General features: G+C 63.2%; 26 protein-coding genes. 14 read left to right on the top strand and 12 right to left on the bottom strand.

What is annotated here, in order from left to right; all coding sequences use genetic code 11:
* Positions 1 to 74: 74 nt before the first annotated feature.
* The 4 genes from ABDB84_RS12910 to ptsP form a co-directional block, all read right to left on the bottom strand.
* Complete coding sequence (locus tag ABDB84_RS12910; RefSeq protein WP_345920153.1) at positions 75 to 350, bottom strand: rhodanese-like domain-containing protein; 276 nt, start codon at positions 348 to 350, stop codon at positions 75 to 77.
* 140 nt (positions 351 to 490) lie between these two features.
* Complete coding sequence (locus ABDB84_RS12905; RefSeq protein ID WP_345920152.1) at positions 491 to 1,891, bottom strand: PTS fructose transporter subunit IIC; 1,401 nt, start codon at positions 1,889 to 1,891, stop codon at positions 491 to 493.
* Positions 1,892 to 1,934: 43 nt separating this feature from the next.
* A complete protein-coding gene (pfkB, locus tag ABDB84_RS12900) occupies positions 1,935 to 2,921 on the bottom strand; it encodes a 1-phosphofructokinase (protein WP_345920151.1) in 987 nt (328 codons plus the stop codon).
* Complete coding sequence (gene ptsP / locus ABDB84_RS12895; protein WP_345920150.1) at positions 2,918 to 5,392, bottom strand: phosphoenolpyruvate--protein phosphotransferase; 2,475 nt, start codon at positions 5,390 to 5,392, stop codon at positions 2,918 to 2,920. Before ptsP ends, pfkB begins: the two co-directional genes overlap by 4 nt.
* A gap of 225 nt (positions 5,393 to 5,617) precedes the next feature.
* Here ptsP and ABDB84_RS12890 point away from each other — a divergent pair, with 225 nt between their 5' ends.
* Complete coding sequence (locus ABDB84_RS12890; RefSeq protein ID WP_345920149.1) at positions 5,618 to 6,601, top strand: LacI family DNA-binding transcriptional regulator; 984 nt, start codon at positions 5,618 to 5,620, stop codon at positions 6,599 to 6,601.
* 23 nt (positions 6,602 to 6,624) lie between these two features.
* On the opposite strand, the gene rquA is transcribed toward ABDB84_RS12890, so the two are convergent.
* The 3 genes from rquA to ABDB84_RS12875 all read right to left on the bottom strand — a co-directional run bounded on the left by rquA (position 6,625) and on the right by ABDB84_RS12875 (position 8,611).
* Complete coding sequence (gene rquA, locus ABDB84_RS12885; protein ID WP_345920148.1) at positions 6,625 to 7,350, bottom strand: rhodoquinone biosynthesis methyltransferase RquA; 726 nt, start codon at positions 7,348 to 7,350, stop codon at positions 6,625 to 6,627.
* 96 nt (positions 7,351 to 7,446) lie between these two features.
* Complete coding sequence (gene fnr / locus ABDB84_RS12880; RefSeq protein WP_345920147.1) at positions 7,447 to 8,214, bottom strand: fumarate/nitrate reduction transcriptional regulator Fnr; 768 nt, start codon at positions 8,212 to 8,214, stop codon at positions 7,447 to 7,449.
* A 10-nt stretch (positions 8,215 to 8,224) separates the two neighbouring features.
* On the bottom strand, positions 8,225 to 8,611 hold the full coding sequence (locus ABDB84_RS12875) for a response regulator (protein ID WP_345920146.1): 387 nt from the start codon (positions 8,609 to 8,611) through the stop codon (positions 8,225 to 8,227).
* Positions 8,612 to 8,816: 205 nt separating this feature from the next.
* Here ABDB84_RS12875 and ABDB84_RS12870 point away from each other — a divergent pair, with 205 nt between their 5' ends.
* Positions 8,817 to 9,257 (top strand): universal stress protein, encoded by a 441-nt coding sequence (locus ABDB84_RS12870; protein WP_345920145.1) that lies wholly within the window; start codon positions 8,817 to 8,819, stop codon positions 9,255 to 9,257.
* Here ABDB84_RS12870 and ABDB84_RS12865 read toward each other — a convergent pair.
* The gene (locus tag ABDB84_RS12865) at positions 9,254 to 10,297 is read right to left on the bottom strand and encodes a PAS domain-containing sensor histidine kinase (RefSeq protein WP_345920158.1); all 1,044 of its coding nucleotides are present in this window, start codon (positions 10,295 to 10,297) and stop codon (positions 9,254 to 9,256) included. The two genes, ABDB84_RS12870 and ABDB84_RS12865, sit on opposite strands and share 4 nt — an antisense overlap.
* Positions 10,298 to 10,445: 148 nt before the next feature.
* Here ABDB84_RS12865 and ABDB84_RS12860 point away from each other — a divergent pair, with 148 nt between their 5' ends.
* Positions 10,446 to 11,135, top strand: a complete 690-nt coding sequence (locus ABDB84_RS12860) for a response regulator (RefSeq protein ID WP_345920144.1) — start codon at positions 10,446 to 10,448, stop codon at positions 11,133 to 11,135.
* A gap of 22 nt (positions 11,136 to 11,157) precedes the next feature.
* Here ABDB84_RS12860 and ubiT read toward each other — a convergent pair whose 3' ends face one another.
* From ubiT to ubiU, 3 genes are read right to left on the bottom strand one after another with little or no spacing between them, the layout of a single operon-like run.
* Positions 11,158 to 11,640 carry a ubiquinone anaerobic biosynthesis accessory factor UbiT gene (gene ubiT, locus ABDB84_RS12855; RefSeq protein ID WP_345920143.1) on the bottom strand — a complete coding sequence of 161 codons (483 nt, stop codon included), beginning with the start codon at positions 11,638 to 11,640 and terminating at the stop codon, positions 11,158 to 11,160.
* Entirely contained in the window at positions 11,637 to 12,548 is a 912-nt protein-coding gene (locus tag ABDB84_RS12850) for a U32 family peptidase (RefSeq protein ID WP_345920142.1), read from the bottom strand. The genes ubiT and ABDB84_RS12850 overlap by 4 nt, the downstream gene beginning before the upstream one ends.
* A complete protein-coding gene (gene ubiU, locus ABDB84_RS12845) occupies positions 12,545 to 13,555 on the bottom strand; it encodes a ubiquinone anaerobic biosynthesis protein UbiU (protein ID WP_345920141.1) in 1,011 nt (336 codons plus the stop codon). The genes ABDB84_RS12850 and ubiU overlap by 4 nt, the downstream gene beginning before the upstream one ends.
* A 187-nt stretch (positions 13,556 to 13,742) precedes the next feature.
* Here ubiU and ABDB84_RS12840 point away from each other — a divergent pair, with 187 nt between their 5' ends.
* From ABDB84_RS12840 to ABDB84_RS12790, 11 genes are all read left to right on the top strand, one after another.
* On the top strand, positions 13,743 to 16,034 hold the full coding sequence (locus ABDB84_RS12840; protein ID WP_345920140.1) for a heavy metal translocating P-type ATPase: 2,292 nt from the start codon (positions 13,743 to 13,745) through the stop codon (positions 16,032 to 16,034).
* Positions 16,035 to 16,075: 41 nt separating this feature from the next.
* Entirely contained in the window at positions 16,076 to 16,219 is a 144-nt protein-coding gene (gene ccoS / locus ABDB84_RS12835) for a cbb3-type cytochrome oxidase assembly protein CcoS (protein ID WP_345920139.1), read from the top strand.
* A gap of 215 nt (positions 16,220 to 16,434) precedes the next feature.
* Positions 16,435 to 17,865, top strand: a complete 1,431-nt coding sequence (gene ccoN / locus ABDB84_RS12830; RefSeq protein WP_428715093.1) for a cytochrome-c oxidase, cbb3-type subunit I — start codon at positions 16,435 to 16,437, stop codon at positions 17,863 to 17,865.
* Positions 17,866 to 17,892: 27 nt separating this feature from the next.
* Complete coding sequence (gene ccoO / locus ABDB84_RS12825) at positions 17,893 to 18,498, top strand: cytochrome-c oxidase, cbb3-type subunit II (protein ID WP_345920137.1); 606 nt, start codon at positions 17,893 to 17,895, stop codon at positions 18,496 to 18,498.
* Positions 18,499 to 18,533: 35 nt separating this feature from the next.
* Positions 18,534 to 18,719 carry a cbb3-type cytochrome oxidase subunit 3 gene (locus tag ABDB84_RS12820; RefSeq protein WP_345920136.1) on the top strand — a complete coding sequence of 62 codons (186 nt, stop codon included), beginning with the start codon at positions 18,534 to 18,536 and terminating at the stop codon, positions 18,717 to 18,719.
* On the top strand, positions 18,716 to 19,654 hold the full coding sequence (gene ccoP / locus ABDB84_RS12815) for a cytochrome-c oxidase, cbb3-type subunit III (protein WP_345920135.1): 939 nt from the start codon (positions 18,716 to 18,718) through the stop codon (positions 19,652 to 19,654). Before ABDB84_RS12820 ends, ccoP begins: the two co-directional genes overlap by 4 nt.
* A 67-nt stretch (positions 19,655 to 19,721) precedes the next feature.
* Positions 19,722 to 21,146 carry a cytochrome c oxidase accessory protein CcoG gene (gene ccoG, locus ABDB84_RS12810; RefSeq protein ID WP_345920134.1) on the top strand — a complete coding sequence of 475 codons (1,425 nt, stop codon included), beginning with the start codon at positions 19,722 to 19,724 and terminating at the stop codon, positions 21,144 to 21,146.
* A gap of 39 nt (positions 21,147 to 21,185) precedes the next feature.
* Entirely contained in the window at positions 21,186 to 21,446 is a 261-nt protein-coding gene (locus tag ABDB84_RS12805; protein ID WP_345920133.1) for a hypothetical protein, read from the top strand.
* A 202-nt stretch (positions 21,447 to 21,648) separates the two neighbouring features.
* Positions 21,649 to 23,049: an oxygen-independent coproporphyrinogen III oxidase gene (gene hemN, locus ABDB84_RS12800; RefSeq protein WP_345920132.1), complete on the top strand. Its 1,401-nt coding sequence runs from the start codon at positions 21,649 to 21,651 to the stop codon at positions 23,047 to 23,049.
* The gene (locus ABDB84_RS12795) at positions 23,046 to 23,834 is read left to right on the top strand and encodes a sulfite exporter TauE/SafE family protein (RefSeq protein WP_345920131.1); all 789 of its coding nucleotides are present in this window, start codon (positions 23,046 to 23,048) and stop codon (positions 23,832 to 23,834) included. The genes hemN and ABDB84_RS12795 overlap by 4 nt, the downstream gene beginning before the upstream one ends.
* 102 nt (positions 23,835 to 23,936) lie before the next feature.
* Positions 23,937 to 25,124 (top strand): NAD(P)H-dependent flavin oxidoreductase, encoded by a 1,188-nt coding sequence (locus ABDB84_RS12790; RefSeq protein ID WP_345920130.1) that lies wholly within the window; start codon positions 23,937 to 23,939, stop codon positions 25,122 to 25,124.
* A 78-nt stretch (positions 25,125 to 25,202) separates the two neighbouring features.
* On the opposite strand, the gene ABDB84_RS12785 is transcribed toward ABDB84_RS12790, so the two are convergent.
* Positions 25,203 to 25,679 carry a hypothetical protein gene (locus ABDB84_RS12785; RefSeq protein WP_345920129.1) on the bottom strand — a complete coding sequence of 159 codons (477 nt, stop codon included), beginning with the start codon at positions 25,677 to 25,679 and terminating at the stop codon, positions 25,203 to 25,205.
* Positions 25,680 to 25,808 lie beyond the last annotated feature (129 nt).

The following is a 25,808-nucleotide window of genomic DNA, read 5'->3' as shown; positions in this document are numbered from 1 at the left end:
ATGGCATGTCTCCGGTAGACTACGAAAAGCAGTACTTCATGAGGCTCGGGACTGTCTAGAAAACCCGGGGCGATTCAGTCAATTACCTTGGTGTAGCCCAGCTGCTTAAGGCTTTGCTGCGCAATCGCCGAACGCCGCCCGGAGCGGCAGTAGAGCAGCAGTTCATCTGCCTTCTGTACCCCCAGGGTGCCGACGCGCTGGGCGATCTGCGCGTGGTCGATATTCAGCGCGCCTTCGATATGGCCGGCCGCATATTCCTCGGGCGTACGCACGTCGATGAGCACGCTCCTGGCGCAGGCCAGGGTGCTGAGGCAGGCGAACAGCAAGGCAATGAGCAAGCGCATGGGCATGGTGGATTCCTGCGGTTCAGTGGTAGCAGGGCCACAGCATGGCGTAAAAGTGCGGCGACGGCTGTGTAGTGGATCAAGCGGACAAAAAAAGGCGGCCCGCAGGCCGCCTATCAGGGAGGAAGTAAATCTTTTGCCGGCGCTCAGGCCTTGATCGGCTTCTTGAGCACGAACAGCGCCAGGGCCGTCAGCAGGGTGCCGATGGCGATTGCAAAGGCGTAGGCCGCAACGTGCGAGACCACATTGGGCATCGGCAGCACGAAGATGCCACCGTGCGGCACATGCAGTTGCACGCCGACATACATCGAGATCGCGCCAGCAACCGCCGAGCCCAGCACCAGGGCCGGAATGACGCGGAACGGGTCTTTCGCTGCAAAGGGAATCGCGCCTTCGGTGATGAAGGAGATGCCCAGCGCTGCGGCAGCCTTGCCGGCTTCGCGCTCGTCATTGCTGAAACGGTTGTGGAACAGGAAGGTCGCCAGGGCGATGCCCAGCGGCGGCGTCATGCCACCGGCCATGACGGCGGCCATCGGCTCGAACACCTGGCTGGCCAACAGACCCGTGCCGAAGGTGTAAGCCGCCTTGTTGACCGGGCCACCCATGTCGAAAGCCATCATGCCGCCGAGCAGGGCGCCGAGCAGCACAGCGCTGCTGCCTTGCATGGATTTGAGCATTTCCGACAGGCTGGCCAGTGCGGAAGCGACCGGGCTGGCGACGACGTAGTACATCAAGAGGCCGGTGATCGCGGCGCCGAACAGCGGCAGGATCAACACCGGCTTGAGGCCATCGAAAGTGCGCGGCAGGGTGATCGTCTGGTTGAGGCCGCGCACCGTGTAGCCGGCGATGAAGCCACCGATGATGCCGCCGAGAAAACCTGCGCCGACGCTGTCGGCAATCACACCAGCGACCATGCCGGGCGCGAGGCCGGGGCGATCGGCCAGCGAGAAGGCGATGTAACCGGAGAGAATCGGCACCATCAGCTGGAAGGCGCCCTTGCCGATCCAGAACAGGTTGCCGGCCAGGGTGCCCTTGTGCGCATCGTCATAGGCATAGATGCCACCCAGCGCGAAGCCCAGTGCGATCAGCAGGCCGCCGACCACGACGAAGGGAATCATGTAGGACACGCCGGTCATCAGGTGCTTGTAGGCGCCGCTGCGCGAAGCGCTTTGCTGCGCCTTGGCTTCCAGCAATTGCTCGGCCGCCGGCTTGTCGCTGGCGGCGGCCGCGCCGCCCTTGACGCTGGCGCGCTCGAATGCGGCCTGGATCGCCGCGGCGCCGTCATTGATGGCGTCCTTGGTGCTGGTTTCATAGACGCGCTTGCCGTCGAAACGGCTCAGATCAACCGAGGTGTCGGCGGCGATGACGACAATGTCTGCCGCCGCAATGTCGGCGTCGCTCAGCGTGTTTTGTGCGCCAACCGAGCCTTGCGTCTCGACCTTGATGCTGTGACCGAGTTTCTCGGCGCCTTGTTCAAGGCCTTCGGCGGCCATGAATGTGTGGGCGATCCCCGTGGGGCACGAGGTGATCGCGACGATGTTTGCCATGCCAGTCTCCTTTTCTCCGGATGTGCTGCTGTTATTGCGTCGTTCAGCCCAGGGCGCTGATCACGACTTGTCGGGCCAGGGCCTGCACTTCGCTGGGCACTGGCAGATGGGGGCCGAGGCGGCTGAGCTTGCCTGCGGCAAAAGCGGTGGCCAGCTGCGCCGTTTCGGCAAGCGGCAGGGCCTGCAATTCGGCGGCGATCAGGCCGGCAACCATGGCATCGCCGGCGCCGACCGAGCTGCTGGCCGCGACCTTCAGCGGCTGCGCCAGCACGGCGGCATCGCGGCTGATCAGGATCGCGCCTTCGCTGCCCATCGACACCACGACCTTGCCCAGACCCGCATGCGCGGCAAGCAGATCATGGGCGGCGGAGAGGGTGTCCACGCTGTCATGGAGCGGGCGGCCGAGGTGGGCGGCCAGCTCGTCGCGATTGGGTTTGACGATGTCCGGTCCGGCTTTGAGCGCTTCACCAAAGGGGGCGCCGCTGGTGTCGAGCAGGGTGCGTACGCCGAGGCTGCGGGCGTGGTGGATCAGGATCGCGTAGGTATCGACCGGCCAGCCCGGCGGCAGGCTACCGGAGAGCACCAGCCATTGCAGGCTGCCGGAGAGTTCGCCGATCAGGTCGAGAATCTGCGCGATGCGCCCGGTGATCTGCACGCTATCGAGATAGGGGCCGGGCAGGTTGATGTCGGTGGTTTCCTGGCCGGCCGGCTCGACCAGCTTGATATTGATGCGCGTCGCGCCGTCCAGGTAGATGCTGCGATTGACTACGCCCTTGCTGGCAAAGAGGCTTTCGAACAGCGCCGGGTTCTCGGCGCCGAGCAGGGCGACGACGGCCGTCGGCACGCCGTAGTCGGCCAGGCAGGAGGCGACGTTGACGCCCTTGCCACCGGCGTCCTGCTGCGCGCGCGTGGCGCGATTGACGCTGCCGACACGCAGATGGGTGATTTCGACAGTCTGGTCGATGGCCGGGTTGAGTGCCACGCACAGCACACGGCTGGCGGCATGGGCGGTCTGCGGAGTCGGATTCATAGGGCACGTACCTCGCTGGCGCTGCTGGCGGCGAGCGCACGCTCGGCCAGCACTTGCATGGCACTGAGCGGCTCGGCGCGGATCACGGTTTTGACGGCGGCAATGTCCTGCGCGCTCATCGACAATTCATGCACCCCCAGACCGGCGAGGATGCGCGCACCCAGCGGGTCGCCCGCCAGTCCGCCACAGACGCCGACATGGATGCCCGCTGCATTGGCGGCGCGCGCGGTCATGCCGATCAGCGCCAATACCGAAGGATGCAGCGGATCGGCCTGCGCCGCCAGTTGCGGATGCTGGCGATCCATCGCCAGCACGTACTGGGTGAGGTCATTGGTGCCGATCGAGAAGAAGTCCACCAGCTTGGCAAAGCGGTCGGCGATGACCGCCACCGCCGGCACTTCGACCATGATGCCCAGCGGCACCACCGGTGCGCCCAGCTGCTTGCGGATCAGCTCGCATTCGGCGCGCAGGGTTTCGACTTCGGCCAGATCGGTGATCATCGGGAACATGATCTGCAGCGGGCCGTGCGCCGCTGCGCGGTACAGGGCGCGCAGCTGGGTGTGCAGCAATTCCGGGCGGGCCAGCAGCAGGCGGGCGCCGCGCACGCCGAGGAAGGGGTTTTCTTCCTTGGGCAGATCGAGATAGGAGACTTGCTTGTCGCCGCCGATATCGAGGGTGCGGATGATCAGCGGACGGCCAGCCAGCGCAGCGATGGTGTCACGATAAACCGTGTATTGCTCGTCTTCGCTGGGTGCGCTGTCGCGTTCGAGGAACAGGAACTCGGTGCGCATCAGGCCGACACCTTCGGCACCGGCTTCCACCGCATCCGCCGCCTGTTTGGCATTGGCGACATTGGCGAACACGCCGACGCGGTGTCCGTCCGGCGTCATCGCCGGCTGGTCACGATTGGCGCGCATCGCCTCACGGCGCGCAACATAGGCGCGCACGGCGAGACGCGCCGATTCAAGATCGGCCGGCGAACACTTCAGGTAGAGGCAGCCGGCAGTGCCGTCGATGACCGCTTCCTGCCCGGCTGACAGCGCCAGCAGCGAGGGGCCGGCGGCTACCAGGGCCGGCAGGCCGAGCGTGCGTGCGAGGATCGCGGTGTGCGAGGTCGGGCCGCCGCTGCTGATCGCCAGGCCGACGACATAGCGCATATCGAGTTGCAAGGTGTCGGAGGGCGTCAGGTCTTCGGCAATCAGGATGCTCGGCTCGCGCAACACGATGGCGCGCCGTTCAATGCCCAGCAGGCTGGCCAGCACGCGCTCGCCGGCGTCCTGCAAGTCCAGTGCGCGGGCTGCGAGCAGGGCGTCAGGGAGCTGGCGTTGCTGATCGACACGGGCACTCAGCACCTTCTTCCAGGCCCAGGCGGCGCCGTGGCCACGCATGATGTCGGCAATCGCGCTGCGCATCAGGCCCGGGTCAGCCAGCAGTTCGCGCTGGGCAGCGAAAATCGCGGCTTCGCCAGCGCCGAGGCGTTCGCGGGTTTCAGCTTCGAGCGCGCTGAGTTCGCTGGACACCTTGCTGAGTGCAGCTTCCAGCGCTTCACCCTCGGCAATTGCGCCCTGGCTCTTGTCTTCCACTTCCAGTGCATGGGCTTCGTGACGCACCAGCTTGCCGACGGCCAGCCCCGGGCTGGCGGCCACGCCTTGCTGCTGGCGGCTGGCGCCGACCGGCTTCCAGGTCGGCGCATTGGCACGTGCCTGGGCGGCGGCGGCACGGGCGCGCTCGGCATCGGCATGTTCTTCAGCCGACAGGCGGGTCACGGTTTCGGCCAGATCCTTGACCGCCAGTTCAGCGCCCGCGCCACGCGCGGCAATCACGATCTGGCTGCCGCTGGAGATGCCCAGGCCGAGCAGGCCGGTGAGGGTCTTGGCATCGGCAGACTCTTCATCGCGCAGCACGCGGATCTCGCAGGCATGGCGCTTGGCCGTCTCGACCCACTGCGTGGCCGGGCGGGCATGCAGGCCGTTCGGATAGTCGAGGGTCAGTTCCAGCTTGGCATCGGCCGGCCAGGGCGTGGTCTTGGCGGCGGGCACGAAGGGCGTGTCGGTCAGCGCGGCGATGATGCGGCCGGGTTCATCGGTGCTCGCCAGCGCCTCGATTGCGCCTTCCTTCTGCATCAGGCGGGTGAGGCGGCGCAGGATCGCGATGTGTTCGTCCGACTGGGCGGCAATGGCGACGATCAGGCGCGCCGAGTTGTCGTCTTTCCAGCGCACACCGGCCGGCACCTGGACCACGGCGATGCCGGTGGACAGCACGTGGTGGCGGTCTTCGATCATGCCGTGGGGAATCGCCACGCCATTGCCGAGGAAGGTATTGGAGACGGCTTCGCGCTTGAGGAAGCTGTCGACATAGGGCGCGGCAATATAGCCGGCCTGGACCAGCAGCTCGCCGGCCATGCGGATTGCGGCCTCCTTGCTGGAGACGGGAGCGTTGATCGCAACGCAGCTGGGAACAATGATTTCCATGAGTGGAGGATCCGCAGGATTTGTTGAAGTATTTGTAATCGATTACATTGTATGTGTCAATCAAATAACTTGATACTTCTTGTCGTACGCCGCAGGTTTTGGCGTAAACTGCCCAAAATCAAGCACACGCGCTGATTGTGTGTGCTGAAAAATTGTCGTGTTTCAGCGCTCGTTCGCATTTTGGGCTGGAACTGTGTGTAATCGTTCTCAGGTTCTTGGTGAAAGATGACTAGGATTTCTGATGTCGCAAAGCATGCCGGCGTCTCGGTGGCGACCGTCTCGCGCGTGCTGGTCGGGCAGGGCAGTGTCAGCGAGGCCACGCGTGAGCGCGTGCTGGCCTCGGTCAAGGCGCTCGACTATCACCCCGACCTCGCCGCCAGGCGCCTGCGCTCGGGCAAGACCGACACCCTGGGCCTGATCGTCTCCGACATCCGCAACCCGTATTTCACCGAGGTCAGCCGCGCCATCGAGGACGTCGCCTACGCCCGTGGCATGCGCGTGCTGCTCTGCAATGCCGACGAAGACCCGGCCAAGGAACGCTTCTACCTGGACATGATGCGCGACGAAAATGTCGCCGGTGTGATCCTCTCGCCGACCTTGTCGCTGCTCAATCAGTACCGCGCTGAAGACTTCAGCTTTCCGCTGGTACTGGTCGACCGTTGCGATGCCAAGACCGAGGCCGATGCCGTGGTGCTCGACAATATCGATGCCGCCCAGCGCCTGACCCGCCATCTGCTCGAACGCAATTGCCGGCGCATCGCCTTCTTCTACGGTGCCGCCAGTGCAACCGGCAGCCAGCGCCTGGCCGGCTACCAGGCGGCGCTCGCCGAAGCCGGCCTCAGCGCCATCACCCAGCCAGTCAAGCCGACGACAGACGACGCCCGCCAGGCGCTGAGCACCTATCTGGAACGCCACCGCCAGACGCCGGACGCGGTGGTGGCGAGCAGCGGCCTGATCCTGCTCGGCCTGGTCGAAGGCTTGCGCCAGCATGGTTTGCGCTATCCGCAGGATGTGATCGTCGCCGGTTTCGACGACATGCCCTGGACGCGCATCGTCACCCCCGACATCACGGTGATGGCGCAACCGACGGCCGACATCGGCCGCACCGCGATTGAACTGCTGCTGGCGCGCATCGCCCAGCCGGGCCAGGCGATGCGCCGCATCGTCATGCGCGGTGAGCTGATCGTGCGCGGTTCCAGCGCCGCCTGAGTTGCCGGCGCGCTGAACTGCGTTTAACTACGCGCTTTGGGACGCGCGCTGACGATCTGGTAGACGCCGCCGAAGATCGTGCGCTTGTGCCAGTCGTAGTCCTCGGCGTGGCTGGCGTAGTGGCGGATCTCGTGTTGCCAGAGTGCGTCGGCAAAGGGTTCGAGCAGGCGATTGACCCACTTGAGGATGTAACGCACCGGCTGCCACCAGGCCGGCTTGTGGTAGTCGACGAATAGGGCTTCGGCGTTCTCGGGCAGCTGGCTGAGGATGTTGTCGACGATGCGCCGCTTCCAGTTGTCCGGCACTTCGTGCAGCAGGAAGAAGCTGCAGATCAGATCGCAGGGCGCGGCAACGCGGAACTGGCCGGCATCGGCATGACGCAGCTGCGCCCAGGGCATGTCGTCGAGCTTGCGGTGAGCGTGTTCGAGCTGGATCGGCGTCACGTCGGTGAGCGTGAAGTGCCCCTCGCTGCCGCAGCGCTGCGCGGCACGGCGCACCAGATCACCATAGACATGGGCCACCTGCCAGACATGCATGCCGGGCTCGATCCGTTCCAGATAGGCCTGCATCAGGCGCTGGTCATTGCCGAACAGCAGGGTTCTGACGACGCTGTTGCGATCGAGCCAGCGCACCCAGCGCGGACTGACATAGGCCCAGTCGTAGACGTCCGTCATGTAGGCGGGCAGGGCCGGTTGTTGCGGGGCGGGATGCTCGATCTCGCGCTTGAAACTGCTCTCAATGCTGCTCATGGCGACGGTGACACTATCCAGTGGTGAGGTCGCAAGGCGATACCTCAGCGCGGTGAGGCACAACCGCCCCACCGGGTATTCAATGCAAGCGGCCGATCAGAGTCCGGAAGTTGCCGGTGCCGCCACATCCTTGAGACCTTGCGGGTCGAGGATGACGACGTGCTTCTGCTTGATCTGGATGAGCTTCATGTCATCGAAGCGCGACATCACGCGGCTCACCGTCTCCAGCTTGAGGCCCAGATAGCTGCCGATTTCCTCACGCGTCATGCGCAGGTGGAATTCGGTCGGCGAGTAACCGCGAGCGCGGAAGCGGCGCGACAGGCTGACCAGGAAGGTGGCGACTCGTTCTTCGGCACGCATGCTGCCGAGCAGGACCATGACGCCTTGTTCGCCGACGATCTCGCGGCTCATGATGCGGTGGAACTGCTTTTGCAGGCCGGCAATTTCACGCGAGGACTCTTCCAGACGGGCGAAGGGGATGGCGCAGACTTCGCTGTCTTCGAGGGCGATCACATCGATGATGTGGGCGTTGGTGCCGATGCCATCGAGGCCGATCAGATCGCCCGACATCTTGAAGCCGGTCACTTGGTCACGGCCATCTTCGGTGGCGATGCAGGTCTTGAAGGAACCGCTGCGCACCGCGTAGAGCGAGCGGAACGGGTCGCCGGCGCGCTGCAGGCTCTCGCCGCGCTTGAGACGACGACGCGTAGCGACCAGACCGTTGAGGCGCAGTACATCGTCCTGGGCCATACCCTGGGGCAGGCACAGCTCGCGCAGATTGCAGTTGGTGCAACGAACGGCGTTGGTGTCCTTGGCAAAGTTGCAGGCGTCGTTTTGTTGTTGGATCTCTGTCGTGGCAAGCATGTCGTTTTCCTCAGTGGTTTCGGCTATGGAGAGGGAGCGCTTCCTTGATCCGCTCGAATTCTTCTGTCTTGTCGAAGAACCAGCGGGCGCCGGCCTCCATGTAGAAGCGTCTGTATTGCGGCGTGGCATGGTTGGTCAGCACGATGAAGTCAATGTGGGGCACGTGGGGGCTGATGGCTCGGATGACCTCGATGCCTTGCCCGCCGATGAGCTGGATATCCAGAACAACACAATGCGGCTGTGTATCGAAAATCCCCTGCACAGCGCCAGCCGGCGTGTCGGCTTGTCCGACGATGCGAACGTCGTCAATGGCGCTGAGAAGCTCGACCAGACGTGCCCGTATGGCTGGTGAGTCCTCGACGATGAAGACGTCGGTGGTTTGTTTTGTGGTGTTCATGGGATGAATTGTGGTCGTGTCCAGCCCCCGCGAACATCGGCCGTGCCTGCATCAGCGTGTCGGCGATGGCTCATTTGCGCTTGGTCAAATGCCGCCTGTATGTAGGAATTCCCTTACACGCCGCTGATGCTTGATACGCGTCAAGGCAGTCGGTGGGCGTCGGCATAGCGTGGGGACTTGGACGACATCCGAAAGGAGATCCACCATGTACAAGCATCTGCTCGTGCCGACCGATGGCACGGAACTCTCCAATCACGCACTGAACCAGGCCACAGCGCTGGCGCGCTGCCTGGGCGCGCGCATTACGGTCTTATACGTGCAGGAGGAGTGCCCGCAGCCAGTCGTGGCCGACGGCTTTACCAGCGCGGGTTTCGAGGAAGACTTTGTGCGCAACAGCGCTGAAGCGGCTCAGAGCATCCTCAGCCAGGCCCGTGCCGTGGTCGAACAGGAGGGCGTAGCCTGCTTCTGTCGCACGGCGACCAATGCCTCGCCTTGGCAGGAGATCGTGCACACCGCCCAGCTCGAAGGCTGTGACCTGATCTTCATGGCTTCACATGGCCGTACCGGCCTGAGTGGCCTGATCATCGGCTCCGAGACCCACAAGGTGATCACCCATTGCAAGATCCCGGTGTTGGTTTGCCGTTAGGCGGGCTTGCCATCCGCGGCGCAAGTCTGCGGTGAGGGCAACCACAGTTCGACCGTGGTGCCTTCTCCCGGCGCGCTGGTGATGCGTGACTCACCGCCGAGCAGGTAACCACGCTCGCGTACGCCCAGCAGGCCGTGGGAATTGCGCTTGCGCGGACTTTGCAGCGAGAAGCCGCTGCCATCGTCCTGCACGCGCAGATGGATCTGCTCGCCGCCGCTCTCGATCAGCACCGAGACCTTGCTCGCCTGCGCATGCTTGGCGATATTGGTCAGCGATTCCTGCAGCACGCGGAATACCGCTGTGGCATGCGGATCGCCAAAATCCAGCGAACCAACGATCTGCACGTCACAGACCGCATCCGAACGGTCGGTGAATTCCTGGATCACCCATTCGACGGCGGCAGCCAGGCCGAGGTCGTCGAGCATCAGCGGGCGCAAGTCTGCCGAGATGCGTCGTGTGGCGGCCACGGTTGAATTGAGCATGCTCTCGATGCGCGCAATGCGCTCGGCCATTGCCGTGTTCTGCGCCGGTACTTCATGACGCAGGGCGATGACATCCATTTTCAGCGCAGTCAGCGACTGCCCCAGCTCGTCGTGCAATTCACGCGCAATACGGCTCTTCTCCTGCTCGCGGACCGATTGCGCCAGCGCCGCCAGTTCGCGCAGTTCCTCACGCGAATGACGCAGCGCTTCATCGGCGCGGACGCGTTCCGTTACATCACGCAGAATCACCGTGTAGAATTTGTGACCGTTCTCAGCGATGTGAGAGATCGAGGCTTCCAGCGGGAATTCCTCGCCGTTGCGGCGCAGACCGGCGAGTACATGCAGGGCGCCCATGCGGCGCGCGCTGATGCCGGTTTCGCCAAAGCGGCGGACATGCTGGCCATGCGCGGCGCGAAAACGTTCCGGAATCAGCAGGTTGAGCGGTTCGCCAATCACCTCGTCGCGGCTGTAGCCGAAGACCACCTCGGCGGCGGCATTGAAAATTACGATGCGTTGCGTTTCATCTACGGTGACAATGGCGTCCATGGCGGAATCCACGACACCTTTAACCAGGACGCCAAGATGGTTTTGATCGAATGTATCCACAGCCTGCCCTTGCCAAAAGTTGCGCTAGTATAGGCTGCAGCAATCGACTTGCGCATCTCCGCGCAAGACCATTGCGATATCGTCCCTGACAGAAGCCCCAATGAGTACATTTGCACCGACCCGCATTCTTGTCGCCGACGACCATACCCTCATGCGCGAGGGCCTGCGGCGAATCATCGAAGGCGCGCAGGACATGCGCGTAGCGGCGGAAGCCACCAACGGCCACGAAGTGCTGGCCCATGTGCGACGCGGCGAGGTCGATCTGGTCTTGCTTGATCTGTCGATGCCGGGCAAGAGCGGGGTGCCGCTGATCAAGCAGATCAAGGAAGAATTCCCGCGCCTGCCGGTGCTGGTGCTGACCATGCATCAGGAAGAGCAATATGCGGTGCGCTCGATCCAGGCCGGCGCCTCAGGTTACCTGACCAAGGAAAGCGCCGGCACCGAGCTGGTAACGGCGATTCGTCGGGTGGCCAGCGGGCGCCTGTTCATCAGCCCCGAGGTGGCCGAGCAGCTGGCGATGAATGTGATGCCCGGCAGCCACAAGGAGCTGAGCCACAAATCGCTGTCCGACCGTGAATTTGAAGTGTTCCGCCTGATGGTCGAAGGCGCCTCGGTCACTGACGTGGCCGATCGCCTCAAACTCTCGGCCAAGACGGTGAGCACGCACAAGGCGCGCATCCTGCAGAAGATGAATATGCAGTCACTGGCGCAACTGGTGCGCTATGCCGTCGAGAACGGCATCATCGGCGACGCCGAAGGCAGCCACGCGACCCAGGACGAGGCGCCCTGAGCGGCACAGCCAGTTTCCTGATTTAGCGCGCCGCTTGCAGCCAGGCCGGGCGCTCGCAGGCGTCGAGCCAGTTCTTGATCACCAGCCCCAGTTCGGTATCTCCGGAAATCTTCAGGCGACGCTGAAAGAACAGCGTGTCGGCATCCATGCTGCCGCGTGCCATCAAGACAAAATCTGCCAGCGTGGCGCTGATCTCCAGATCGGCCTCCGGCAGCTGCCAGAGCGGCCGGAAGCGGCCTTGCTGGCAGGCGAATGCGCAGCGCAGGCCCAGATCACTGATGCCGATGATGAAACTGTGACCGTCCAGTTCCTCGGGCGGCGTCAGCCAGGTGGCGCGACGCGCAATCTCCAACAAGAGCGCGCCATGCGCTGACACCAGGGCCGGCGGCAGGCGTTCGCCGAGACGCGCCATGAAGGGGCGCGGCGTCGGCAGATTGCTCAGTACGCTGGCGGCGAGCTGGCCGAGCAGGGCCGGCGGGGTGCGCAGCAAGCTGTCCTTGTTCATACAAGCTCCAAGTGTTCGATGCCGGCATGGCCATGCCAGTAGCCATTGCAGAGGCGAATGCCTTCCGGCGGTTTGACGGCTTGCGGCTGCTCGCCACGCCGTACCGCGTCGAGCGCGAGGATCGCCTCCAGGGTGCCCTGCGATTGCGGGCTGACGCGCAGCACATCGACACCGGCCTGAGCCAGATTCGCCGCTTGATTGATCAGGTCCAGACAGGCGGCCGATTGCGTCTGGATGCCATTGATGGCGAGAAAGTCCTGCGATTCCCGAGTGCGCAGATCGAGCCCGTCGGGGTGCTCGCTGCAATGGAAATTGCAATCGTCCTTGCGGCGGTGAAAATGCCGGGCGGTAAAGCAGCGGGAGGAGAAGGCCAGCGGCATGCGCCCCCAGACCATCACTTCGGCCTGCAGCGCGGACGGCTTTTCAGCGATCAGCTGGCGCAGCGTGTGCTGGTCCATTTCCAGCGGCGCGACAAAGCGCGTCGCGCCAAGGCTGTGCAGCCAGGCCAGGGTCTCGCCGTTGTAAGCGTTCAGATGCGGGCCGGCGACAAAGCCGCGCCCGCCGCGTGCGCGGATCGCGCCGACCTCGCCAGCTTCCACCGCAAAGTCGTCCTGCTCGCAGATCCGCTGCATGGCCATCGCCTCGCTGCCCGATTCGATCAGGGTGCGTGTCGACAGCAACACCTGTTTGCCCGAGTCGCGCAGCATGCGCGCCAGATCCAGCCATTCTTCGTGGCGCAGAGCGTGGCGGCGGCTGCACACGGTCTCGCCCAGATAGATGATGTCCACCGGCGTCGAGGCGACATCGACGTAGAAATCCAGGGTTTCCTGTTGGGTCCAGTAGTAGAGCAGGGGGCCGAGCGCAATGCGATAGGCCGGAGCGCCGTTGCCGGCGTGTGTCGCGTTCATTTCCATGGTCGGTCAAATGCTCCCTGGGTGACTTGCGAACCTTCCGCATGCGCGGCTAGCGCGGCCTGCCATTCGGGTCTGGCGGAGTAGCGCGCCGGATTGCTGAGGGCGCTATCGAGCGCGCTGCGCAAGGTGCTGGTGACTTGTGTGACATAGGCCGGACTGCGCTGGCGCCCCTCGATCTTCAGCGCCGCAACGCCCATCTGAACCAGGCGCGGCAAGAGGCTCAGCGCGTTGAGGCTGGTCGGCTCTTCGAGCGCGTAGTCAGGCGCGCCGTCACAACCGCCTTCGTGTACTGCGAAACGGCCCTTGCACAGCGTCGGATAGGCCGCAGCTTCCTTGGGTGCGTAGCGGTCGATGAGAATGCCGTTCAGCCGCGCTTCGAGCTGGCCATCGTGTTCGATCCAGCGCACCGCATGCGCCGGTGAGCAGACACCCTTGTTATTGGGTGAATCGCCGGTGGCGTAGGACGAGAGCAGGCAGCGCCCCTCGGCCATCACGCACAGACTGCCAAAGCCGAAGACTTCGATCTCGACACTGGTCTTGTTGATCAGCTTCTCGATTTCGTTGAGCGTCAGCACGCGGGGCAACACGGCGCGGCGGATGCCGAATTGCTCGCGCATGAATTCGATGGCACCGGCGTGGGTCGCCGAACTCTGCACCGAGAGGTGCAGGCGCATGTCCGGATAACGCTTGCTGGCGTAGGCGAGCAGGCCCGGATCGGCGAGGATGACCGCATCGGCGCCCAGCGCGTAAGCGGTATCGACGGCGGTATGCCATTCGCCGACGCGCCCTGCTTGCGGAAAGGTGTTGATCGCGAACAGCACCTTGCGGCCCATGCGGTGCGCCAGTTCGACGCCTTCGCGCAGCTGTGCTTCGCTGAAATTGAGCCCGGCGAAATTGCGGGCATTGGTGGCGTTCTTCAGCCCCAGATAGACAGCATCCGCGCCGGCCTGCAAGGCCGCCTTGAGTGCTGCGAGACTTCCCGCGGGAGCGACGAGTTCCATGTGTATAGATGAGCAGCCAGAATGAGCTGCAGGCTAGCCGCATGAGCGCGCTCGTGGCTTGTCGCGGGTCAACGCAGCATGGAACGTCGCCCCCCGGCTTGCCGTCTGCGCTTGACCCAGGTCAAATAGTCGCCAGCGCCGCTCGCTTAGTCTGTAATGGGCAGCTATCTGCCGGAGAATTGTTTGCGTGGCTTTTGAAACTCTTGACCCCAGTCTTGCCTTGCCGGCGGGCCCCGGCGCGGCCATTGCGTCGGACGCGCGCTATCAAGCGCTGGATGACGCCGAGCTGCAGGCGCAATTTAGCCGTCCTGCCGAGCAAGAAGGCCTGACCGAATCCTGGCTGCTGGTCGATGGCATGGTTTGCGCAGCCTGCGCGCAAAGCATCGAACAGCGCCTGGGCGGCATGCCGGGCGTGCACCGTGTGCAGGTCAATGCTGCCGCCGGCCGTGCAAAACTGATCTGGGATCAGCGCCAGACCGCGGTGTCGACGCTGTTTGCCGCCATCGCCCAGCTCAATTACCGGCCCTATCCGGTGCAACACATCGAGGGCGATCTGCAGCGCCGACGCCAGCAGCGCCAGGCACTGTGGCGTCTGTTCGTCGCCGGCTTCTGCATGATGCAGGTGATGATGTATGCCACGCCGATCTATTTCGCGACGCCCGGCGACATCACGCCGGATATGGAACAGCTGCTCAAATGGGCCAGCTGGCTGCTCAGCCTGCCGATCGTGCTGTTCGCGGCCGGACCGTTTTTCCGCAGCGCCTGGCAGGATCTGCTGGCGCGCCGCATCGGCATGGATGTGCCGGTTTCGCTGGGCATCCTGATCACCTTCGTGGCCAGTTCGCTGGCCCTGATGCAGCGCAGTGGCGAGGTGTATTTCGATTCGCTGTCGATGTTCGTGTTCTTCCTGCTCGGCGGCCGCTATCTGGAAACCCTGGCGCGCAACAAGGTCGCCGGCAATCTGGAACAGCTCGCCAAGCGCTTGCCAAGCTCGGTCGAGCGTCTGCTCGATTACCCGGCCTCTGGCGAATCCCGCCCGGCGCTGGCGCACCAGCTGCGCAGCGGTGATGTACTGCGCATCCTGCCCGGCCAGGCTTTTCCGGGCGATGGCGTGGTGCTCGACGGCCACAGCGCGGTGGATGAAGCCCTGCTCACCGGCGAAGGACAGCCGGTCGACAAATCGCCTGGCGATCCGCTGGTCGCGGGCAGTTACAACCTGCATGCGCCGCTACTGATGCGCCTCGAACGCCTGGGGCGCGATTCGCGCTTTGGCGAGATCGTCGCCCTGATGGAACGCGCCGCCAGCGAAAAGCCCCGTCTGGCGGCGCTGGCCGACCGCTATGCAGCGCATTTCCTGCTCGCCGTGCTGGTGCTGGCAGCGCTCGCCGCCGGCGTGTGGCGGCTGATCGAACCGGCACGCGCAATCTGGGTGGCAGTGGCGGTACTGGTGGTGACCTGTCCCTGCGCCTTGTCGCTGGCGACGCCGGCGGCGATTCTCGCTGCCAGTGGTCGGCTGGCCCGCGAAGGTGTGCTGGTGGCACATCCGGCGGCGCTCGAGGCGATGGCCGAAGCGCAGCGCGTGGTTTTCGACAAGACGGGCACGCTGAGCCATGAGCAGGTCTTGCTCAAGTCGGTCCAGGTCGTGCGCGAAGGCTTTGATGCGCAGCGCGCACTGGCGCTGGCGGCGGCGCTCGACGCGCAATCCCTGCATCCGATTGCACGGGCCTTGCAGCGCGCCGTGGCGACCGAAGCGGCGCCGCTCAAGCTCGAATCCCTGCACGAAGAACGCGGCCAGGGCGTCGAAGCCTGGTTCGAGGGTGAGCGCTACCGGCTCGGCCGCGCCAGTTTCGCCTGGCCAGATTTCCGTATCGAGGACAGCATCGATGTCAGCAGCCTGTTGGCCGACCAGAACGGGCCTATCGCCGTACTCCATTTCGGCGAACGGCTGCGCGAGGATGCGGTCGCTGCGCTGCAGGCTTTGCGCGTTCAGGGCTTGCAGCTTGCGATGTTGTCGGGCGACCGCTCGCACAGCGCAGCCGCCATCGCCGCCCAGGCCGGCATCAGCGAAGTGCTCAGCGAACAGACGCCGGAGAGCAAGCTGGCGGCGCTGGCGGCCTGGCAGCAGGGTGGGGCGGGCCGTGACGCACAGCGCGTGATCATGGTCGGCGACGGTATCAACGACGGGCCGGTGCTGTCGCGCGCCGATGTTTCGGTGGTGATGGGTAGCGGCGCGCCGCTGAGCCAGTCGGACGCCGATCTGGTGCTGCTCTCCAACCGCCTCGGCGATTTGCCGCTGGCCATTGCGCTGGCGCGCCGCACGCAAGCCATCATCAAACAGAATCTGTGCTGGGCAGCCGCTTACAATGCACTCTGCGTGCCGCTGGCCATGCTCGGCTGGCTGCCGCCCTGGCTCGCAGGCTTGGGCATGGCGGCCAGCTCCTTGCTGGTGGTGCTCAATGCACTGCGCCTGGCGCGCTGAATTGCGAATCCGCACATACTGATCGAGAGCGACAATACATCTTGGATATCCTGCTTCTGCTCGTACCGCTGTCAGTCGTGCTGGTCTTCATCATCGTGGTGATCTTCTACTGGGCCTTGCAGGAAGGGCAGTTTGAAGACCTCGAATCGCCCGGTCGCGAGCTGCTCGACGACGACGACCGCTGAGTGTGACGCCGCGCCGCAAGGGCGCTGTCATGTCAATGCCGCGGAACGACCCGCCTTGTGCGCTGCGCCATTGACCACGCGGACCTCAGTAGATTCCCGTATGCCGGGTGCTTTTGTGCTTCGGAGCTTGCGTTGTTTGATATACATCAAGTTATCGCGGGCTGCATGCCGACAAACTGCCAGCGAGTCACCTGATAGGTTTTTCCATGACAAACATCAATAGCGCAGAGCACTTCAACTATCGCGTTGTCCGGTTGTTCTCGGTCGCGTCGGTAATCTGGGGGGTCGTTGGCATGCTGGTCGGCGTAATCATCGCCTCCCAGCTCACTTGGCCCGAACTCAACTTCGGTATTCCCTGGCTGACTTATGGCCGCTTGCGTCCCTTGCATACCAATGCGGTGATTTTTGCATTTGGTGGCTGTGCGCTGATGGCGACCTCGTACTACGTGGTGCAGCGAACCTGTCAGGTGCGTCTGTTCCTCGGCAAGCTGGCGGAATTCACCTTCTGGGGCTGGCAGCTGATCATCGTGGCTGCGGCACTTACCTTGCCGCTGGGTTACACTCAGGGTAAGGAATACGCCGAGCTGGAATGGCCGATTGACATTGCCATTGCTGTCGTCTGGGTGGCCTATGCAATCGTCTTCTTCGGTACGATTGCCAAGCGCCGCGTCAAGCACATCTATGTGGCCAACTGGTTCTACGGCGCCTTCATCCTCGCCGTGGCACTGTTGCATATCGTCAATAGCGCCGCGCTGCCAGTGTCGATGCTGAAGTCCTATTCGGCTTACTCGGGCGCGCAGGATGCAATGGTGCAGTGGTGGTATGGCCACAACGCGGTGGGCTTCTTCCTCACCGCCGGCTTCCTCGGGATGATGTACTACTTCATCCCCAAGCAAGCCGAGCGTCCGGTCTATTCGTATCGCCTGTCCATCGTCCACTTCTGGGCGCTGATCTTCACCTACATGTGGGCGGGTCCTCACCACCTGCATTACACCGCGCTGCCTGACTGGGTGCAGTCGGTCGGCATGCTGTTCTCGCTGATCCTGCTGGCACCGTCCTGGGGCGGCATGCTCAACGGCGTGCTGACCATCTCCGGCGCCTGGCACAAGCTGCGTGATGACCCGATCCTGCGCTTCCTGATCGTCTCGCTGTCCTTCTACGGCATGTCGACCTTTGAAGGCCCGATGATGGCGATCAAGACGGTCAACGCCTTGTCGCACTACACCGACTGGACGGTGGGCCACGTGCACTCCGGCGCGCTAGGCTGGGTCGGCTTCGTCAGTATCGGCAGCCTGTACTACCTGATTCCGCGCATGTTCGGTCGCGACAAGATGTACAGCATCAAGGCCATCGAACTGCACTTCTGGATTGCCACCATCGGTGTGGTGCTCTACATCTCCGCGATGTGGATCTCCGGCGTGATGCAGGGCTTGATGTGGCGCGCGATCAACGCCGACGGCACGCTGACCTATACCTTCGTCGAGAGTGTTAAAGCGAGCTTCCCGTTCTACGTCGTGCGTTTGTGTGGCGGCCTGATGTACCTCACAGGCATGCTCGTGATGGTGTGGAATATGGTGATGACGGTGCGCGCTGGCCGCGCAGTCGACGCGCCGATTCCTGTTCCGAAAACATTGGCCCACGCCTGATCGCCTACACATTCCGGGATTCCTGACATGAGCTTTACTCACGAAAAAATCGAAACCAATAACTGGTTGATGATTGCCCTCATCCTGCTGGTGATCACGGTCGGTGGTCTGGTTGAAATCGTGCCGCTGTTCTTCCAGCACTCCACCACCGAGCCGGTGCCGGGCCTCAAGCCTTACACCCCGCTGCAACTGGCTGGCCGCGACGTATTCCTGCGCGAAGGCTGCTACGGCTGCCACTCGCAGATGATTCGTCCGCTGCAGGCGGAAACCCTGCGCTATGGCCACTATTCGGTGGCTGGCGAATCGGTGTGGGATCACCCCTTCCAGTGGGGCAGCAAGCGTACCGGGCCTGATCTGGCACGCGTTGGTGGTCGTTACACCGATGAATGGCATCGCATCCACCTGAACAATCCGCGCGATCTGGTGCCGGAATCGAACATGCCCGCTTACCCCTGGCTGAGCGAGAACAAGGTTGATCCGAAGGCCGTGGCAGCAAGTGTGCGTGCGATGCGTACCCTGGGCGTGCCCTACACCGATGCGGATATCGCCCAGGTGCCGGAATCGATTGGCCAGCACACCGAACTCGACGCCCTGATTGCCTACCTGCAAGTGCTCGGCACGGCAGTCAAGTGATCAGCATCCAGTACAGCAACTAAAGAGAATCCAGAATGGATATCAATACACTCCGTTCCGTCAGCACGGTGATGTCGTTCTTCATCTTCATCGGCTTGATCTGGTGGGCGTTCCGCCCGGCTAACGCCGCGCAGTTCCAAGAAGCATCCATGCTTCCTTTCGCACTGGACGAGATGCCAGTCGGTGATACCCAAACTTCTGCCGAAGGACAGCAACGATGAGCGATTTTGTCAGCGATTTCTGGAGTTACTACGTCGGCATCGCCGTCATCCTCAGCATCGTCGCCTGCGCCTGGCTGCTGTGGGTGATGAGCCGTGGCAAGACCACGCCGAACCGTCCGCTCAAGGAAGGCGAAGATCCGCGCCTGGCCGTGGGCACCACCGGCCACGTGTGGGATGAAACCCTCGAGGAACTCAACAATCCCTTGCCGGGCTGGTGGGCGGGCCTGTTCATCATCACCATCGTCTTCTCGCTGGTGTATCTGGTGTTCTACCCGGGCTTGGGCAGCTTCCAGGGGCAATTCGGCTGGACTTCGGTCAAACAGTACGAAGCTGAAAAGCAGGCAACCGATGCCGCTGTCGCGCCGCTCTATGCCAAGTTTGCCAGCCTGACGACCGAGCAGCTGGCTGCCAACCCCGACGCGATGGCCGTGGGTGAGCGCCTGTTCCTCAATAATTGCGCGCAATGCCATGGTTCGGATGCACGCGGCAACAAGGGCTTCCCCAACCTGACCGACAATGACTGGCTGTATGGCGGCACGCCGGAGAAGATTCATGAGACCATCACCAAGGGTCGCAATGGCGTGATGCCCTCGATGGCCGCAGCCGTCGGCAGCGCTGACGACGTGACCAATCTGGCCAACTACGTGCTGTCGCTGTCGCAAAGCGGTGGCGATCCGCTCAAGGCCAATCTGGGGCGCGAGAAGTTTGTCGTCTGCGCCGCCTGTCACGGTCCGGAAGGCAAGGGCAATCAGGCGGTTGGCGCACCGAACCTCACCGACGGCATCTGGCTCTATGGTTTCGGTCTGGACAAAGTGATTGCCGCAATCAACGGCGGCCACAATGGCATGATGCCGGCGCAGGAAGGCAAGTTGTCGGCCGGGCAAATCAATATCCTGAGCGCCTACGTCTGGCACTTGTCGAACAAGGCTCCTTGATTGCTGCCTCCGCAATACGTGTAAAGCTGCTGCAGGTCATTTAATGGCGAACGATAAAGAACCAAAGGTGATTCCCATTGAAGCGTCTGCAGCGGCCACGCCGCAGCAGACGTCCCTGTACGAATCGCAGCCGAAAATCTATCCGCGCTCCGTCAAGGGGCGCTTTGCCACTTGGCGCTGGGTCTTTGTCTGGATCACCCAGATCGTTTTTTATGGTCTGCCATGGATGAGCTGGAATGATCGCCAGGCCGTCGTCTTCGACCTCGCTGCGCGCAAGTTCTACCTGTTCGGCCTGGTGCTGTGGCCGCAGGACTTCATCTACCTCACCGGCCTGTTGATCGTCTGCGCGCTGTCGCTGTTCCTGTTCACTGCCGTGGCCGGCCGCCTGTGGTGCGGTTATGCCTGTCCGCAGACGGTCTATACCGAGCTGTTCTTGTGGATCGAAAAGTTCTTCGAGGGTGACCGTCAGGCGCGCATCAAACTCGATGCGGCCCCCTGGTCGCTGCGCAAGCTGGCACGCAAGGGGGGCAAGCAACTGGGCTGGATCGGCCTCTCTCTGTGGACCGGCTACACCTTCGTCGGCTATTTCACGCCGATTCGTGTGCTGGCCAGCGAGCTTGCCGCGTTCTCGCTCGGTCCCTGGGAGACCTTCTGGGTGCTGTTCTACGGTTTTGCGACTTACAGCAATGCCGGTTATCTGCGCGAGCAGATCTGCAAGCTGATGTGTCCTTATGCGCGCTTTCAGGGTGCCATGTTCGACAAGGACACCTTGATCATCACCTACGACCAGGTGCGCGGTGAGCCGCGCCGCCCGCGTGCGCGCAAGCAGGAAGGCCTGGCGCCGGCGGGTGACTGTGTCGAATGCAGCCTCTGTGTGCAGGTCTGTCCGACCGGTATCGATATCCGCGACGGCCTGCAGGTGGGCTGTATCGGCTGTGCCGCCTGTATCGATGTCTGCGATACGGTGATGGACAAGATCGGCTCGCCGCGTGGTCTGATCCGTTATTCCACCGAACGGGCGATGGCCGAGCGCAGCAATTCGACGCTGAGCATCCTGCGTCGCCTGATGCGGCCACGCGTGATGCTCTATTCGATCATTCTGGTGCTGCTCAGCAGCGCCTTGATGTTCAGCCTGATCTGGCTGCGCAAGCCCTTCAAGGCCGACATCATCCGTGACCGTGGCGCCCTGGCTCGCGTGGTTGAGCGCGGCTACGTCGAGAACACCTACACCCTGCGGCTGATGAACACCACCGAGCAGGCGCAGCGTTACCACTTCGATGTCAGCGGTCTGCCCGGCCTGAGCCTGACCTCCGAGGCCGATATCTCGGTCCCCGCCACGGACAGCCGCGCCGTCGCGGTACGTCTGCAAGTGCCGCCGGACAGCGTACCGCCCGGTTCGCATGCGATCAAATTCCATATCCGCGCGATCGTTCCGGACGGACAGAAGGGCGCGGAAATTGAAGAACGCGCGGCTTTCCTGATGCCCATGTAAACAGGCACAGGCACCAACAATCAACAGAGAGGAGCCTTTATGACTACGTCAAACGGCAACATCCAACAGCCCGTAGTGGCTGAACGCAAGGACGAAGGCCCCTGGTGGCGTCAGGGCTATTGCTGGCTGGTGTTCATCGGCCCCCTGGTCGTTGTGGTCGCCGGCATTGCGACGGCGGTGATCGCTTTCAAGACCGCCGATGATCTGGCGCCGGAATACGCCGCCACACATCATCTGCCGGCCAGCATGCATCCGGCGCGGCCTACGGTTCCTGGACTCAAGCAAGGCGCCGGGCATTGAGCTGAGCGCGCAGGGCTGGGCAAAAAGTCGCTGCGCGCAAGCACAGGCTTTGATGTATCGCCAATACGCGCTTGCCGCAGGGCCTGCGTTGCGCCGGCCTTGACGCCAATCAATCACGCCGTGTCGCGATTAAGCCACTGTAAATGAATCAGGCGCTCGCCCTCTTGCTACGCCGTGAGTACCTATGAAGGAAACCCGCAACATGGAAACGTCCGCCATGACGCCCTCTGCTGAATTACCCATCGATTTGTTGCAACGCTTCGACATCAACGGTCCGCGTTACACCTCGTATCCGACCGCCGACCGTTTCATCGAAGCCTTCGACAACAGCTCGCTGGAGAGCTGGTTGCGTGTGCGTGATCTGGGTACGCGTGTCACGCCGCTGTCGATCTACATCCACATTCCCTTTTGCGAGTCGCTGTGCCACTACTGCGCTTGCAACAAAATCATTACCCACGACCACGCACGTGGTGCGGCCTACCTGCAGGACCTGCAACGCGAGATCGATCACTACCGGCGCATTTTCAAGACACGCATTCCGGTCTCGCACCTGCACCTCGGCGGTGGCTCGCCGACCTTCCTCAGCGATGAAGAGCTGGGCCAACTAGTCGCCATGCTCAACACCACCTTCAATCTCGAAGCTGGCGGCGAGCGCTCAATCGAGGTCGATCCGCGCACCGTCAATCGCACGCGCATGGAAGCGCTGGCTGCACTCGGCTTCAACCGCGTCAGCTTCGGTGTGCAGGATTTTGATAGCGATGTGCAGCACGCCGTGCACCGCGTGCAGTCCACCGAGCAGGTCTTCGAGCTGGTCAAAACTTCGCGCGAGCTGGGCTTCCGCTCGGTCAACATCGACCTCATCTACGGTCTGCCGAAGCAGAGCGACGAATCCTTCACGCGCACCTTGCAGACGCTGCGCGAGCTGCGGCCGGATCGCATCGCGCTCTACGCCTACGCCCACCTGCCGGCGCGCTTCAAGCCGCAGCGGCGCATCCTCGAGAGCGAGCTGCCGGATGCCGATGCCAAGCTGCGCATGATCCGCAGCGCGATCCGCGGCCTGCTGGCCGACGGCTACGTGTATATCGGCATGGACCACTTTGCGCTGCCCGACGACAGTCTCTCGGTGGCCAAGCGTCAGGGCCGCCTGCATCGCAATTTCCAGGGCTATACCGACCAGCCCGATGGCGACTTGATCGGCCTCGGCGTGTCGGCGATCAGCAAGATCGGCCCGACCTACAGCCAGAACGCCAAGACCATCGCCGAATACCGCGACTACCTCGATCAGGACCGCTTGCCGGTAATCAAGGGCATCGAGCTCTCGGCCGAGGACATCACGCGCCGAGCGGTGATCATGGCGCTGATGTGCCAGGGCCGCGTCTCCATCGAGGCGATGGAGATTGCGCACCTGATCGACTTCCACACCGTCTTCGCCAGCGAGATGGCCGAAATGCGCCGCTACGAAGAGCTGGGCCTGGTCGAGTGCACGCCGGAATGGTTGCAGGTCACCGAGCGCGGCTGGTACTTCGTGCGCGCCATCGCCATGGTGTTCGACCGTTATCTGCAGTCTTCGCAAGAGCGCAACCGCTTCTCGCGCATCCTATGAGTCTGGCGCTGCTGTTCTCCGCACTGATGCTGGGCCTGGCCAGTGGTGGCCACTGCATCGCCATGTGCGGCGCCGGCAGCGCCTGGTGTCTGGGTTCGGGCGATTCACGCAGCACACGCGGCCTGCGTTTGCTGTCCTTCCACGCCGGTCGGGTCAGCGGCTATGCCTTGATGGGCGCCTTGCTCGGCGGTGCCGCCGGTATGTTCCAGCTGCTCAGCACCTGGATCAATGCACTGCGCCCGCTATGGACCATGGCCAATGCCGCGCTGTTCGTCGTCGGCCTGTGTTTGCTGCTCACTGCGCGCCAGCCTGCCTTCGTGATCGCCGCAGGGCAGGGCATGGGACGCTGGATGCGCCGCTTGCAGGCCAGTGTGCGCGGTGAAGCCGCGGTCGCGCCCTTGCGTTTCGTGCCTGCCAATGCAGCCGTGGGCGGCGTGGCCAGCACGGCGCCGGCACTCAGCGCACGTGGCGGCCTGGCCCTGGGTTTGAGCTGGGCTTTGATTCCGTGTGGACCGCTGTATTCGGCCTGGACGCTGTCCTTGTTTGCCGGCAGTCCGCTCAATGGTGCGGCGATTGCTCTGGCTTTCGCCATTCCTTCCGGCGTGCAACTGGCCTTTGGTCAGTGGTGGTTTGCGCGCTACGCCCAGCGTCCGGCCAATCAACAAGGCGGGCGCTGGGATCGCCTGGGCACCCGCGCGGCAGGTGCTGCGCTCTGCGTGTCCGCCGGCTACGCCATCGCCATGCTGGCCTTTGGCCATCCGGAGCAAGGCGTGTTCTGTCTTTGATGCGTCGCCGCAAGCGTCGCTGCCGGCCTCATTGACGATGATCAAAACAGCCCGAGCTGAAGGCCCGTAGCCTGTCAGCAGGCTTTCAAAAGGATAATAACTATGTGGTTCAAACCCCTCAACTTGCTTGGCCGACAGCTGCTGCCCATCGTACAGGGCGGTATGGGTGTCGGAATTTCAGCGCATCGCCTCGCCGGTGCCGTCGCGCATGAGAACGCCGTTGGCACCATCGCCAGCATCGATTTGCGCCATCATCATCCCGATCTGCTTGAGCAAACGCATCGTTGCCGTGACCACGAGATCATCGACCGCGTCAATCTGACCGCGCTGGATCGCGAGATCCAGGCTGCGCGCAAGGGCGCCGAAGGCAAGGGCCTGATCGCTGTGAATGTGATGAAGGCCGTGCGCGACTACGCCAATCTGGTCCGCCAATCCTGCGAAAGCGGTGCTGACGCCATCGTGATGGGTGCCGGCCTGCCGCTGGATCTGCCCGATCTGACCGCCAACTTTCCCAAGGTCGGCCTGATCCCCATTCTCTCCGATTCGCGCGGCATCGGCCTGGTGCTCAAAAAGTGGTTGCGCAAGGGCCGCAAGGCCGACGCCGTGGTCATCGAACATCCGGGCTATGCCGGCGGTCACCTTGGCGCCAATCGCATCGAAGACCTGAAGGACTCGCGTTTTGACTTTGAACGTGTGCTCAGCGAATGCCATGCCCTGTTCAACGAAATGCAGCTCGGTCGCGATGCGCCGCCGCTGATCGTTGCGGGCGGCGTAGATAGTCATGAAAAAGTGCGCCACTGGCTGAACCATGGCGCGTCCGGCGTGCAGCTGGGTACCGCCTTCGCCGTGACTCAGGAAGGTGACGCGCATCCGGAATTCAAGCGCGTGCTGGCCGAAGCGAAGAGCAAGGACATCGCCGAATTCATGAGTGTTGCCGGCTTGCCGGCGCGTGCCGTGGCGACGCCCTGGATGACACAGTACATCCGTCGCGAAAGCGATCTGCAGCAACGCGCAGCCGCCGATCCGCGCCGCTGCACCCAACGCATGGACTGCCTGACACAGTGCGGTCTGCGCGATGGTATCGGCAAGATCGGCCAGTTCTGCATCGACCTCAAGCTTGCCGCTGCGCTGCGTGGCGAAGTCGACAAGGGCCTGTTCTTCCGTGGAGCAGGTCGCCTGCCTTTTGGTGAAGCGATCCGCTCGGTGGCTGAACTGATCGACTATCTGCTCTACGGCACCATGCCGGCTGACAGCAATGCGATGCCGGCGTCGGCAGTGGCTGCCGCCTGACTGCGTCGCTGAGTCAGGACGAAAAAAAAGCCGCATCCCGCTGGATGCGGCTTTTTCACATCTGGAAACCTGCTGTGTTCAGGCTGAAAGATTGAGCAAGCTGCCCAGCGATTTGGCGCCGCTGCTGACGTAGCCGGCCACCGTGCTGGCCCCTTCTTCTACCGTGTCCACCGCGCTGCTGACATAGTCAGCCAGGGTGCTGACGCCATCCTCAACGGTGTCGACTGCGCTGCTGAGGGCGTCAGCCCCCGCTTCGAATACGCTGGAGATGCTATCACCGACCGCCGTGGCAGCATCCTCAATGGATTCAGCGCCGCTGCTCACCGCATCTTCCACACTTTCGAAGGCATCAGAGATGGTGTCGCCGACTGCGCTCAGGCTCTCCGCCGAAGCCGCGTAGGCGGCTTTGCCCGCAGCGCTGATCTTGTCGATCACCGAACCTGCGGCGTCCAGCGCCTCGGTAACTTCGCTGATCGGCGTGGTGGTTTTGCTCAGTGTGCTGCTGACTACGCCGTTCGGATAGGTGGAGCCGTTGATTGCTGTTGTTGTGGTCATGATTGTCATCCGTTTGGTGATCTCTGATAAAGGTATCGGCCCTCACTCAGGATGCTTGATCAGGGTAACGGGTAAAGATTTGATAGATTTTGTTAGGCGCCGCCGCCCTGCAATGCCTAGCGCAGATTG

The organism is Uliginosibacterium sediminicola, from assembly GCF_039631295.1.
Lineage (GTDB): Bacteria > Pseudomonadota > Gammaproteobacteria > Burkholderiales > Rhodocyclaceae > Viridibacterium > Viridibacterium sediminicola.
The sequence above is the reverse complement of the archived record's forward strand: the minus strand, read 5'-3'. Positions and strand labels throughout refer to the sequence as shown.